The 11,944-nt window shown below is 60.8% G+C and carries 11 protein-coding genes and 3 pseudogenes; 4 read left to right on the top strand and 10 right to left on the bottom strand.

Translation table 11 applies throughout. The annotated features are described in order from the left end of the window. Positions 1–794: 794 nt before the first annotated feature. The gene (locus ACZYOF_RS38590; protein ID WP_130229967.1) at positions 795–1,136 is read right to left on the bottom strand and encodes a hypothetical protein; all 342 of its coding nucleotides are present in this window, start codon (positions 1,134–1,136) and stop codon (positions 795–797) included. A 184-nt stretch (positions 1,137–1,320) separates the two neighbouring features. Between ACZYOF_RS38590 and ACZYOF_RS38585 the strand changes: the two genes are divergently transcribed. Both ACZYOF_RS38585 and ACZYOF_RS38580 read left to right on the top strand, forming a co-directional pair. Continuing rightward, complete coding sequence (locus tag ACZYOF_RS38585) at positions 1,321–1,464, top strand: hypothetical protein (RefSeq protein WP_463719017.1); 144 nt, start codon at positions 1,321–1,323, stop codon at positions 1,462–1,464. A gap of 42 nt (positions 1,465–1,506) precedes the next feature. After that, on the top strand, positions 1,507–1,881 hold the full coding sequence (locus ACZYOF_RS38580; RefSeq protein ID WP_130229965.1) for a hypothetical protein: 375 nt from the start codon (positions 1,507–1,509) through the stop codon (positions 1,879–1,881). 266 nt (positions 1,882–2,147) lie between these two features. Here the strand turns inward: ACZYOF_RS38580 and ACZYOF_RS38575 are convergent, their stop codons facing one another. Continuing rightward, the gene (locus ACZYOF_RS38575; protein WP_463719016.1) at positions 2,148–2,570 is read right to left on the bottom strand and encodes a hypothetical protein; all 423 of its coding nucleotides are present in this window, start codon (positions 2,568–2,570) and stop codon (positions 2,148–2,150) included. Between the two features lie 973 nt (positions 2,571–3,543). After that, positions 3,544–3,718: pseudogene (locus ACZYOF_RS38570) on the bottom strand (ATP dependent DNA ligase); the annotation flags it as partial. A 126-nt stretch (positions 3,719–3,844) separates the two neighbouring features. Between ACZYOF_RS38570 and ACZYOF_RS38565 the strand changes: the two are divergent. Beyond that, positions 3,845–4,174 (top strand): annotated as a pseudogene (locus ACZYOF_RS38565) (hypothetical protein); the annotation flags it as partial. A gap of 508 nt (positions 4,175–4,682) precedes the next feature. Here the strand turns inward: ACZYOF_RS38565 and ACZYOF_RS38560 are convergent. From ACZYOF_RS38560 to ACZYOF_RS38550, 3 genes are all read right to left on the bottom strand, one after another. Continuing rightward, the gene (locus tag ACZYOF_RS38560) at positions 4,683–5,510 is read right to left on the bottom strand and encodes a citryl-CoA lyase (protein WP_028168738.1); all 828 of its coding nucleotides are present in this window, start codon (positions 5,508–5,510) and stop codon (positions 4,683–4,685) included. A gap of 65 nt (positions 5,511–5,575) precedes the next feature. After that, positions 5,576–6,838 (bottom strand): CaiB/BaiF CoA transferase family protein, encoded by a 1,263-nt coding sequence (locus ACZYOF_RS38555; protein ID WP_028168737.1) that lies wholly within the window; start codon positions 6,836–6,838, stop codon positions 5,576–5,578. 9 nt (positions 6,839–6,847) lie between these two features. Next, positions 6,848–7,525, bottom strand: coding sequence for a type 2 periplasmic-binding domain-containing protein (locus ACZYOF_RS38550; RefSeq protein ID WP_463719015.1), 678 nt, complete (start codon positions 7,523–7,525; stop codon positions 6,848–6,850). A gap of 345 nt (positions 7,526–7,870) precedes the next feature. On the opposite strand from ACZYOF_RS38550, the gene ACZYOF_RS38545 reads away from it, so the two are divergent. Continuing rightward, on the top strand, positions 7,871–8,560 hold the full coding sequence (locus tag ACZYOF_RS38545) for an IclR family transcriptional regulator (protein WP_035692612.1): 690 nt from the start codon (positions 7,871–7,873) through the stop codon (positions 8,558–8,560). 577 nt (positions 8,561–9,137) lie between these two features. On the opposite strand, the pseudogene ACZYOF_RS38540 reads toward ACZYOF_RS38545, so the two are convergent. The 4 genes and pseudogenes from ACZYOF_RS38540 to tnpA form a co-directional block, all read right to left on the bottom strand. Continuing rightward, positions 9,138–9,365: pseudogene (locus ACZYOF_RS38540) on the bottom strand (group II intron reverse transcriptase/maturase); the annotation flags it as partial. A 515-nt stretch (positions 9,366–9,880) separates the two neighbouring features. Then, positions 9,881–10,657: an IS66 family transposase gene (locus tag ACZYOF_RS38535; protein ID WP_051397324.1), complete on the bottom strand. Its 777-nt coding sequence runs from the start codon at positions 10,655–10,657 to the stop codon at positions 9,881–9,883. Positions 10,658–10,757: 100 nt separating this feature from the next. Then, the gene (gene tnpB, locus ACZYOF_RS38530; RefSeq protein WP_028169062.1) at positions 10,758–11,105 is read right to left on the bottom strand and encodes an IS66 family insertion sequence element accessory protein TnpB; all 348 of its coding nucleotides are present in this window, start codon (positions 11,103–11,105) and stop codon (positions 10,758–10,760) included. Further along, positions 11,102–11,509 (bottom strand): IS66-like element accessory protein TnpA, encoded by a 408-nt coding sequence (gene tnpA, locus ACZYOF_RS38525; RefSeq protein WP_463719014.1) that lies wholly within the window; start codon positions 11,507–11,509, stop codon positions 11,102–11,104. Before tnpA ends, tnpB begins: the two co-directional genes overlap by 4 nt. Positions 11,510–11,944: the final 435 nt, after the last annotated feature.

The raw sequence follows: 11,944 nt of genomic DNA, 5'->3' as shown, positions 1-11,944 counted from the left end.
GACTTTCTTCGCAATGCCCACCTCGATATCCCAGCGGCCGTCGAGGCGCTGCGCCAATACTGGATGCCGATCCGCTACGCACGCGCCCGCTGATCACTGCGAACGTGGGAGCTCTTACCGCTTACGACGAACATGCCGGCGACGAACTCGTGGACGAGGTCCTCAATTCCGTTCCCGGCCTTCCCCAGTTCGTTTGATCAGCCGCAGCCGGGACCCGCATGAGGTCGTGCGCCCGCGCCAATCCGTTTGCGCCGGTAGGCATTCTCCGCCGAGTTTTCGTACCGACCTGGCCAGACCATCAACCGTCGGGCGCGCGAAGCGGACGAACGTAGGCGCACTTCATTCGTCTATCTCAAAATCGACGATCGTGGCGACGTACCGCCGTCGTTGGAGGGCTTTCTCAAGCGGCGGGGGCATCACGTCGATATCCAGCTCTCGCTGCTCGGGCCAAAGTTCCTTGTGTAGGAGCACGAATGTGCGCTGACGTCAGCCTTGCCGCTGTGCTTTCTGATCGTGCGACCTCTCGCTGATCTACCGCAACCCCCTATACCCCCAGGTTGGCTAAGAGGGAGCAAGGCCCCGGCGCGCGCGTGCCCACGGTCGCGCCGGGGCACAGATCCGAAAAAGTCAAGTGATCAGCAGGTGCTATCGTCAGAGGCGCAAAGGAGAGCCGCAGATGCAGCTCTCGTTGCTGTAAGGGGCTTAGAGAGCGCGGGAACGGAGAGGACGCTGTCCGCCCCAGCGTCTTCCGGCCCCGTTCTCACCGGACCGCAGGCACCGAGACGCTCGTCTGCTCAGCATGGTGAGATCCTGTCCACCACGGCCGATTGACCGCCTTGATGAGACGATCCCACGGAAACGGCGTCTGCTGACGCACCACGTCCAAATGAAATCGCCCTTGTAGGTAAACACCTTCTCGAACTTTGCTCTTGGCAAAATTTGCGACAAGCGGTCGGCGGCGCATTCGCTATATCGAACATCCAGTACCTTTTCTTGTCCGCGTCGACCCGGGCGTTCAGCCAGTTGAACAGCGCCGACAGGATCGACGTCAGCACGCCGAGGATGGCTTCAATCACGGCCGTGCTCCTTTCGGATGGAGCGATGCGGGCGATAACCGTGATGACGGAGCCGCTCATCAGGAAGGAGCCGGCCCACTGCGGATGATCTTTCGGCGCGCAGACGCACCATCGCGGGTAGCGCCCCTTCGGAACGCGGACAACCCGAATGCGCAGATTTGTCAGAAAGAAGACTCGGGGGCCGACCCGTCCTGATGATGATGATCGTCCTCGCGCCGGAACTGATCCATCACAGGCTCGGCTCTTGGGGCGCCCGAGCATCGGCAAGCCCGGCATCGACGGGCAATCCACTTGGGACAAGACCGAGCAGGCGATCATCACCTCGTTCTTCATCGGAGTGTCGACGGCTGTCGCCGCGGTCGCCGCAATCAAGGCGATCGAGAAATGACCCACGGGTACCCGCGACCGCGTCATTCGTCTGCAAACGAAATTGGAGCACGTCACCGCGCAGCTCTCCAACGTGCAAATCAAGGTCAACGCGATGCATGATCTTCTGATGCGAGCGCGCGGCGTGCGGTGGATGATGCTTGCGATTGCCGCAATGGCGGGCTTCCTCGCTTCCCTCATCACGAAATACCTGCACCTGCCGCTCTCGAACTGCGCCGGTACCACTACGTTCCCAACGGCTCTACGTACCTATGGGAGAAAGCCGGTTGGGAGGCCATTCCCCGGGCTCAAAGCCGAGAGCTTACATCCTCTTTGCCGTGCGACAATCCGCTATTCATGTTGGGCGCAGAAAAATCTGATGCTCCTCCAATGTGGCCGTGTAGTTCACGCCGCCGAGAGGGATTTTGTCGCCGGCTGAGACGCGCTCGGCAGCAGGTTGTGCAAGCTCATCCCTTGCATGAAGTCTTCCGACGCCCATTGGGGGCGGTGCTGGAAGTCCAGGGGGAAGTACATTGATAGATTCAGCAGCGGGCCCGGCTAAGCCTACTGATCTGCCGGGCCTGAGCTAGATGCCACTCCCAACTGCGCCGGTTCATCATCCAGTAGTCGCCGAAGCTCCCCGGTTCAAAAGTGAACTGTTCTGGATCGAAATCTGGACCGACGGAAAATGATGGAGCGGGTTGATTATTCTGCCTCCCTGAATGTCCTGGCGAAGCTCCTGTTCCAGTCGGAGAAGCCCCTCTGGAGAAGGCATAGATTGATCATCCAGATGATCGAGCACTCGCCGAAGCTCCCCCGCTCTGGGTCGAACGCGACGTGCTCTTGGACGAAAACCGACGGGGCGGGTTGATCATCCTGCAGTCCCCGAATCCCCTCGGGCCGACTGCCGGCTTCCTGCCACGCGCTGTGCTGCGCAGCGGCCTGGTCGACGCGCCTCGGCTCGATCAGTACCGCGTCTTCAGGATTGATGAGGGCCGCGTTCTGGGGGTGAGGATTGCGCTTTGCGCGGCGGTGTACGATCGGCACGCCTGTCGACCGGAAGGTCCGGAGATGGTCTATTGCCTTAAGGAGGTTCTTGGGATTACCCCTTCCGGTGAACTCGGACACATCACCGCTCAGCGACTTACTCTCGAGCCGAGCAACAATGCTCGGCTTGTTTTTTGCGAAGAGCCAACGGCTAAAGCTACGAAGATAACCTACATACTGCTTGGCCCAGCCTTCGTTCATCCCCCCTTGATGAGGGCCCCCTCAAGCCCCAAGATAATGGGAGCATCCTCGGAATAAAGAGGCCGCCTGTCCCACCCTATCACAATCCCCGTTGACGGAGCCGGCTGCAGCGCCGAGGCGGCCGGCATTGCTCCACCACCTCCACCTGAATTAGCGATCTCGCTCAGCTGCCGCTCAATGGCAACGCTTTGCGGATTGTTTAGGGTCCTCGGCCTCTTCGCTGGTCTCAACTCGGCTGTGTCATGCTCATCGTTGATGAGGACCTCCTCGCTTGGCAGGAGGTTGCTCCTGGCAAGTGCCCCCATCAACTCGTCCGGGGCTGCTGGCTGTCGCTAGCCACATTGGCAGGGGGGCTACGGCGCGGCCCCCGGTCGGGCATCGCCGTATCGGCCAGGCGCGCCGTTTCAAATTGCTGCTCAAAGGCTTCTTGCTCCGCCGTGTCCGCTTGCTGATCTTCCGTGAGGGCGTGCTGCACCTCTGACGAAGCTGCTACATTGGAGGGGTCAAAATTGTGCGGGTCCACGCTAGCCTCACGTCTACAGATCAGCTGAGCTGCCTACTCGGGCAAGCTGTCGAGAAGCTGACGAGGCCGTGGCCCGTGAAGCAATGCACCCCCCAATCACAAAACGACAATGCCCCGCGGTCCTTGATGGGTCGCCGGGCTTTTTTTGCGTTTAAGGACGCGTCGTCGTCGCGGCTAACAATCCTTTTGCCAGCGCCGGGGACGACGACTCGTCACCGCTCATTGCAAAATGGGCACGGCATACCGGCGCCGCCGCAGGTGCACGCATGGGTAGGCTGGTCCGAATGATTTCGCAAACCCACCGGCAGTTATCGCAGCGCGGGCACCATCTCATTGCATGTCCTCCCGCAAGCCTTTGAAGACCGGCTGTCGCACCTTGCCTTTGGCCGATCTGGCGCGGTACTCGATTTCGGCCAGCAGCTTTGGCTCGACCCAAATGCCCCTGGTGCGCGACGCGCTTGGCATAGGGCTGCGTCTTCCGGATCAGCGGCGTCAGCGCTTTCTCGAAGAAGTTCGACAAATGGCATGAGCGCATCGTGCTCAATTTTCAGTCCGCGCCAAAGGGTTTCTTGCACGTCTTCAACGAGGCCCCCACCGTGATCTACGAACTGATCATGGCCAGTGCCGATATCGGGAGAAGAACGTCGTTGATATCTCGATCGGACAGCATTGGTCGAAAGACTGCTGCGACGACGACTTGGCGGCGACGAACGGCGAGCGTGGAAAATATCCTCACCACTACCTCGCCAGCCATCCGCAATCGAAGTCGAATCCGCAAGAATCCTTGTGCTACCCTCTCGCCGCGCTCGGCGCGTATCGGGAATGGTTGCAGGATGTCTATATGGAGGGTGGCAAGTTCAGCAACTATCTGCGGGGCAAGGTCTCAAGGGGCAATCTGGCGCCGTCGATCGCTCAACTCACCATTGCCGCGCTTATCCTGGCGCAGATCACCGCACAGTAACAGCGGCGAAAAAGGTCGAGAGAGCCTGCCCGTCATGGGCAGGCTCAGAACACGTCGAGCGAGCGCAGGACTGAGGAGCGATGCACTCGCCATCCGATGCCAGGACGAAGACGTGGCCCAGCTATGCACGAGTTACGAACAGCGTCTGGCGTCCATTGCCAGCACGACCGGACCACTCGTTCCGAAGAATGACTAAACCTGCCGATCTTACAGCACCATCTTTCATCAGGGGCACGCCCCAGACGTTGTTGGACGCGAGAATGCGGCCAGGCCATTCCGCCAAGCGTTATTGACGATCGAGGACCAGGAGCCACCGGGTGCAAGCCTGACGATGCGGCCAAGGAAATGTTGACTAGATAGAGATTTCCCTACGCCTCGAACCACGGCCCTCGATGAAGCAGTGAGCCGGCTTGTCTCCACGGTTGACGTCCGCGCAATCCGAACCGACGCAATTGGCGGTGGCCGAAAAGACGCGCGTTTCGATGAGCTCGGCAGTCCTTATGGTACATCATGGCGCTTGCTTTAGGCTGCGCCTTGGCTGCCCCTCGTATTTGTAGGCGAACTGCTTGGGCATCGGGCCTTTGTTGCGGTCCTTGCGTCCGGTCTGCTCCCATGCATGGGCCAGAATCCCTACCGCCCGTGACAAGCAGAAAATGCCGCGGGCCAGGGGTGCAGCAAAGGCCAGCTCCCCGTAGATGACTGCGGTGGCTCCATCGATGTTCAGCGGGATGAGCTTGCCTTTGCGCTCGCGCATAACGCGCTCGATCGCGCGCGCAGCGCTGGCGTAGCGACCGTTGACGGCACCTTCACTGATCGCAGCATCGACTAGCGCGAGTAGCGGTTCAGCGCGCGGGTCGACGGGATGAAAGCGGTGACCGAAGCCCGGCAGATATTTGCTGCGCGCGGCGGTGAAATGGTCGATCACCTCCGCGGCAGCCTCATCGAGGTCCTTGGTCTCGCTGCGTCGCAGGACCTCGTCATAGAGCTCGATCGCCTGCTCCCCCGCTCCGCCATGCACACCGTCCAGCGTGTTGATTGCGGATGCCATCGCGCCATTGAGCGGCAGCCCGCAACTCACAGCCATCTGCGCGATGGCGATGGAAGGTGCATGTGGGCCATGATCCACCGATGCAACCAGGGCAGCCTCAAAGAGCCGCTCCTGTGCCGGTGTGGGTAGCTCGCCACGCAGCATCAACCAGATCATCGCGGGGAACGAAATATGACCAATCAATTCCTCGATCGTGTATCCGCGATAGGCGATCCGCCCGGGGGCGATGTCGCATATAGAGCTCCGCCACCAATGGGCGGCCTGCTCTCGCAGCTCCGTTTCGCTCATCCCTGTTTTCCAATCCCGTTAGCCTATGCCCGGCAGTGGTTTGCTTGCGCGCAACTGCCTGGTCGTCACGCTGCTCCATCTGTTGCCGGGCGGACCCGCGGAAAATGAGCTCCTCCTTGACATGACGTTCCGGCGGCACCGCTTGCGATAAGGTGCTCAATTTCCGGATCTGTATAACCGAGTCGAGCCAGCCATCGCTCCGTGTCCGCACCGAGCGACGGGGGGAGCGCGGGGGCAGGAAACGCCTCATCCAGCCGAAAACCAGGGCGCGTAATGCGTAATGGCGGTTCGCCAGCCCTATCGAGCGGCAGCGTCTCGACAAATCCGCGCTCCAGCACCTGCCGCTCACGCAAAACTTGCGGGACGGTCAGCACACAGCCGGCAGGGACGCCGGCGGCATTCAACAGCGCCTCCCATTCCTCCGCAGACCTGCAGCTCAACGCCACGTTCAGCTCATCGTTAAGCGCTCCGCGGTTCAGTTTACGTGCTTCCCGCTTCGCGAAGCGCGGATCCGTCTTCAAATCCGGCCGGCCGATCAGATCGCAAAGTGTCCGGTACTGCTTCTGCTCGTTGGCGGCGATATTCAGCGGTCCGGTCGCGGTGCAGAACGTGCCGGAGGGTGCGGCCGTGAAATTTTCGTTCCCCATCGGCCGCGGCTCGACTCCGCCATTCAGGTGATTGGAAACCACCCATCCCATAGCCGCGATGGTCGCCTCGAGCAGCGACACGTCGATGAAGCGGCCCCTGCCCGTTCGCTGCTGCTCGACGAGCGCCGCGGCGATAGCAAAGGCGGCCGTTAGCCCGGCGATGGTATCGGAGATCGGGAAGCCAGTCCGCAGCGGAGCCGTGGCTGCATCACCGGTAACACTCATCGCGCCGGAAAGGCCCTGGACGATCTGGTCGTAGGCCGGGCGGGCGGACCAAGGACCGTTTTGCCCAAAGCCTGAGATTGCACAATAGATGAGGCGCGGGTTGCGCCTGGACAACGCGTCGAAACCGAGACCAAGCCGCTCCATGACCTTTGGCCGGAAGTTTTCGACAAGGACGTCGGCCTCGGACACCAGCCCGACAAACGCTTCGCTTCCCGCTTCAGACTTCAGATTGAGCGCCACCGACTGCTTACCGGCGTTGACGCTGACGAAGGAGAGGCCCTGAAGGCGCTCTGCCCTTTCCGGATCGGCGCCAAGGCGCCGCGCGAGATCGCCTCCATTGGGGTTTTCGACCTTGATAACCTCCGCGCCGAGGCGCGAGAGATGGTAGCCGCAGAATGGGCCTGCCAATACGTTTGACAGGTCGAGGACACGGATGCCGGTGAGCGGCAGGGACATGACGAAGCCTTACTTTGTGGTATCTTCGGCGCCCGCCGTTGTTAGTTCAACCGCTGGGCCGCACGCCAGCGAGGCGATCGGTGAAGGTTTTGCTTGCCGCGGTGATCCTGGGTAGAAACCGCTCAACACAGCCGGGGGTACCTTGGGCGGTTGGGCGTCCATTAGGCTGGCCCGGGAAAACGGCGCCTTGGACGCTTTCAGGATCTCGATGTTCACCTCGCGATCAGTTTCGTACTGTGCCGGGACTGCGCCACGAACTGCTCCGTTGATACAGAGTTGACCCAGCGGTGGCTCTTCAGCAGGGCATTGACCAAGCGCTGCGCGGTTTCGGGATTTTTGTCGATGAAGATTGCGGCAGGTAGCGACAGGCGCTAGACGGATCCCGCCAAAGGCAGTCTTGGCGCCTTCGACGGTGCGCGCATCGAACAGCGAATTGGCCCCAATCTTCCTCGAGAGCAGGGTCGCAATGCGATCGAAATAGACCAGCGCGTCGACTTTTTTGGGGTCGAGTGCCACCACGTCCGGCGCATCGCTCCCGACCGCGATGATGTTGACGTCGCGCGGTCCCAATCCCGGCATCTTGACGCAATGGCGCGCCATTCTGCCCGTCCAGGAACCAGGAGCCGTGATGCCGAGCTTCGGGCCGTCTAGGTCGGAGCCGCTCTTCATATTGGCATATGGCGGCAAGATCGCTGCGCACCCCGAGAAGAACGCCGAGTATGTGGTGCGGCAGGAAGACGAACGAGATCTCGTTCCCCTGCGTGCATCTGGATCAGGTGATCATACACCCCCGACGCCATGCGCCGAGCCACCAATCAGTCTCAGCGGATCATCACCTCGCGCAAGTCCGGCCAGCCTTGGCTACCCCTTCCATTGTTTCGCGTCTCAGAACTTCCGTTACGTGCAAAACCGATACTCTTAGTTAGAAGAAGAGTCAAACTATTCTGGCTTGCAGAACCGCCTCAATGCTTCTGAAATAGGGTTCACCCCCTAGCTCTGATAGTTGTTCTATAGTGCAGAACCGGAGCAGAAATGAGCAAGACAGGAGTTGACGCGGTCAGCAGAGCGCTCGCAATCCTGAAAAGTTTCAACGCGGAGCGTACTGCGATGACACTGACGCAGATCGCGGAGACGGCGGACCTTTACAAGAGCACAGTGCTGCGACTGGCCTCTTCGTTGGAGGCTGACGGCTTTCTCGTCCGCGGCGCGGACCGGTTGTTTCGACCAGGACCGGAGTTGTGGCGCCTTGGGGTGCTTTATCAGCGCGGCCTTGATCTTGGCCAAATCATCCGGCCATCGCTTCGTCGACTGGTCGAGGCAACTGGGGAAACTGCATCCTTTTATGTTGCAGACAAGGACGAACGTATCTGTCTTTACCGCGTCAATTCTCCACGTTCAGTTCGACATCATCTCGAAGAAGGTCAGCGATTGCCCATTGATCGCGGAGCCGCCGGGCGAATTCTCACTGTATTCCGCGAGCCAGCGAACGCCGAAGGGAAGAAAATCCGCGACCGAGGCTTTTATGTTTCGATCGGAGAGCGGGACCCGGAGGTCGCCGCGGCGGCCGTGCCGTTGATCGACGTACACGGCGAACTGAGGGGCGCCCTTTCAGTGTCGGCGATCAGGACTCGCTTCAATGCCGGTGCGCGCAAGGCGGCAATCGATGCTCTCAAATCGGAAGCCAAGGCGTTAGCGGGGTTGCTGCCTGCGAGCGAACGCTGATCAGTCCAGGACGCCCGCTTTGTGCCGTTTGCGAAGAATTCGACGCGGCTTCGGGGTGGCAGTGTGATGGGGCCTCGTGAGGCAATGAGGCTACTTCCCGGCTATTCCGTGGACAGAGCGCCGCGTTGAAGGATCGAGTACAGAGATGACGGACGCGAACGACACGATGCGCCCGCGATGATTCGCAAATGGCCCTCCATAAAAAATGAGCGTCGTGCAGACAAAAGTACATATCTGTCGGCGGAAGGCACACTGGACGACTGCATACGAGAGTTTATGACCAAGCGTGAGGCCACACGTCATCTTTACCAAATCCACACCGCGCCACAGCCTCCGCTCATACCGGACGTCTTGTCAGCCGATCACATCACGGAACTTGCCAGATTGCGAAGTTTCCTCTGATCGGGATGTTGTTGCGGCGCCTGTGGCCAAGTGAAGATCAGCCTCAAAATCAGTGAGTCTCAGATCAAGAGTCCTCTTCGACCTCCCTTCCAAGGACAAGGGCACGCTGTGCTCAGCATCGATCATTGGTTGCTGGGCGATAACGCCGAGCTCTCCGTCTGCAGATCAACCGTGCCTGGCCTCCGCTCTTCTTCGGAATGGAGACGGCACAAACAGGTGGCGGGAAGTAGGCGCCTGAGCTCATTCGATTCCAAATCTTGTAGAGGTTACTCTTCAAGTCGGATTCAAATTCCTCAATCGTCACTCCGTCGACACCGGCTGCGCCACCATTAGATCGCACCTGCAGATACGCTTCGTACACCTTTCTTTTGTCGATGTTGAACGGTTTGCTTGGCTGGTTCACCGCCGTCCTCCTGTTGCCAGTTGCAACGATGGCCAGCCCACCTGATCCGATCCCTTCGCTCCAGCCCCATTACGAGCCTTCGTCACTTGTACGGATCGGTCCGCCCCAGTGCTCCGCATCGGTACTCTTGCCTCGCGGTTTTCTCCGCTTGTGCTTCTCCCTTTGCATCGGAGCGACTGGTTCCTGCAGTTCCGTGACAACGCCTGCATCCGATTCACGCCCCCTCAACGCCGGTCGCCGCCCGCCCAATCATCAGGCTTCCAGCGGACTGATCCCAGAGGGACGACACACCTCTGGTTTTGACGACGATTTCCACGTTACGACGCTTCATCGGCGGGTTCATTTTCATTCGTCTCTCGGATGCTTATCCGCTCGGGTATTTCCCGATCGTTAGCTTCAACGCTCACGACCGCGCCTCTTAAGCGAAGCCGCTTGAAGTGATTTGGGACCTGCTCCTGAAAGCCGATCCCGAGGGGCCCTCCCTCATCGCTGTCACAGCTTGTGCTCACAGATTATCAGATCATCACGATCATCCTTTCTGTGTGCTTCTGCAGCACACTGTCGTCCGCGTGGATGCGCTCGGCCGCAAAGACATGGCCGCGGATCGCATCGACCAGCGGCATCAGGGTTGCCGTGGAGGCGCCCACCCAGTCCGCCAGCGTCGAGACGTCGAGGTCGATGCCTTCGCGCCGGTAGACGTCGCTCTGACGATGGAGCGGCAGGTGCAAGCCGTATTTGGCGAACAGGACATGGGCCAGCAGCTTGGGTCCTGCACGTCCGCGCGCGATCGGGTGCGAGGGAGCCGGAGGCTGGGTGATGGCTTCGCAGGCCCGGCAGACGAGCTTCTCGCGCACGCGCTGGATGACTTTCCACTGCCGCAGAATGAGCTCCAGCGTCTCGCTCACGTCCTCGCCGATTTTGCGTAACCGGCGGTCGCCGCAGCATGGGCAGGCCGCAGGTATCGGATAGACAAGACGTTCCCGTGGCAAATGCTCCGGCAGCGGCCGGCGCACCGGCTTGCGGCGCTCGAACGATGGCACCGTAATCTTGTCGCCTGCGGCCATCTGCGCCGCGGTCTCGGCTTGCGCCGCGTTCTCCTCCAGATCGGCGAGTTGCAGTTCGAGCTGATCCAACAGTGCGCCACGTTCCGAGGACTGTCCGAACTTCTCATGCCGCCGCTTCTTGATCGTGAGTTTGAGCTTCTCGATCAGCAAGGTCCGCGCCTGGGCGTCCGCTTCCGCGGCCAACCGCGCTACCCGCTCGGCACGCAGCATCGCCTTCAGCGTGGTCACATCGTCGGGGAGAGAATCATCGGCGCCATCCCGGTCAGAGAATCACAATAAGCTGTCTGTGTCTGAACTGCCGACGTGTGGTCGATTCAAATCCCAGCGATCAACCCGCCGCCTGCGGCCGCCAAGTGTGTTGCGGCATCCGCCAGTCGATGCCCTCGAGCAGGTAGCCAAGTTGGGCTCGGGTGATGGTCACAATGCCATCGGCCGACGACGGCCAGAGGAAGCGGCCGCGCTCCAGCCGCTTGGCGTAGAGCGACATGCCGAGCCCATCATGCCAAAGGATCTTGATCAGCTTGCCGCTCTTGCCTCGGAACACGTAGAGGTCGCCGCCGTGCGGGTCGCGTCTGAAGGCCTCTTGCACCAGTAACGCCAGCGAGTTCATGCCGCGGCGCATGTCGGTGTGGCCGGTCGCAATCCACACCCGTACGGCGGGCGGAATGGGGATCACCGCGGCCGTCCATCTGCCAGTGCCGCGACCGCGGCCTTCAGCGTCGCCGCGTCGACCGTGCCCGTGATCCGCATCCGAGCCCCGGCCGCAAACTCGATCTCGATCGCGCCGCCGCCGGCCGGCCCGACCGGACCAAGCGTCGGCCCCGATTCCGCGACCACCATCGCCGGTACGAAGCCCGTTTGATGGGCGGCATCCTTCGGCTCGGGACGAAACGACCGTCGCCACCGGAGCAGCAATGAGCGCGAAACGCCATATCGCCGCGCCGTCGCCGCGACCTGGCGCGGCGCCTGCAAGCTCTCCAGGACGATCTTGAGCTTCTCATCCTCGGACCAGCGCCGCCGTCGGCCTGTGTCCACTACTTCGAGCCGCTCGACTTGGGCACTGCGCCTATCACTGTCCATAAGGACAGTTCTCAACAACACGCCTCACTCGGCAAGGCGGCCTTCACCGGACGGATACGATTGCTGAGTGAAAGATGCCGCAGTTAAAGGTCGGCCGCTGGTCACTGAAATAGGAATTCACAATGAGACTTGCTCGATTGAGCCTGATCAATGCGGTGCTGAAGGCCGGTTGTAGCTGTACAATAGGCAGACCTCATGTGGCAGTCACCTTCAACCTACCAAGGAGATAGCGACACCATCAAGCGGAGGCCGGTCATGGGGCCACTTTGAGATGCGGCGCGAATGGACAATGTTACAGTCACATCAAACGTGAGCGTCACGAGAGGATCGCCGTGCCCGGCCTTGACTTGCGCGGAATGCTTTGGATTGCCCGATCGGGGTGATTGACGCTGCCGCTGGGCGATGATTGGGTGCTCCCCTCTGAAGGGACCTCTG

The organism is Bradyrhizobium sp. LeoA1Lang (assembly GCF_055413685.1).
This window is presented reverse-complemented; position numbering and strand designations above follow the sequence as displayed.

Coding starts and splice junctions, on each gene's coding strand:
- tnpA (WP_463719014.1), bottom strand. CDS start 11,509: ATGGACAGTGATAGGCGCAGTGCCCAAGTCGAGCGGCTCGAAGTAGTG.
- ACZYOF_RS38555 (WP_028168737.1), bottom strand. CDS start 6,838: ATGTCCCTGCCGCTCACCGGCATCCGTGTCCTCGACCTGTCAAACGTA.
- ACZYOF_RS38590 (WP_130229967.1), bottom strand. CDS start 1,136: ATGAGCGGCTCCGTCATCACGGTTATCGCCCGCATCGCTCCATCCGAA.
- ACZYOF_RS38560 (WP_028168738.1), bottom strand. CDS start 5,510: ATGAGCGAAACGGAGCTGCGAGAGCAGGCCGCCCATTGGTGGCGGAGC.
- ACZYOF_RS38545 (WP_035692612.1), top strand. CDS start 7,871: ATGAGCAAGACAGGAGTTGACGCGGTCAGCAGAGCGCTCGCAATCCTG.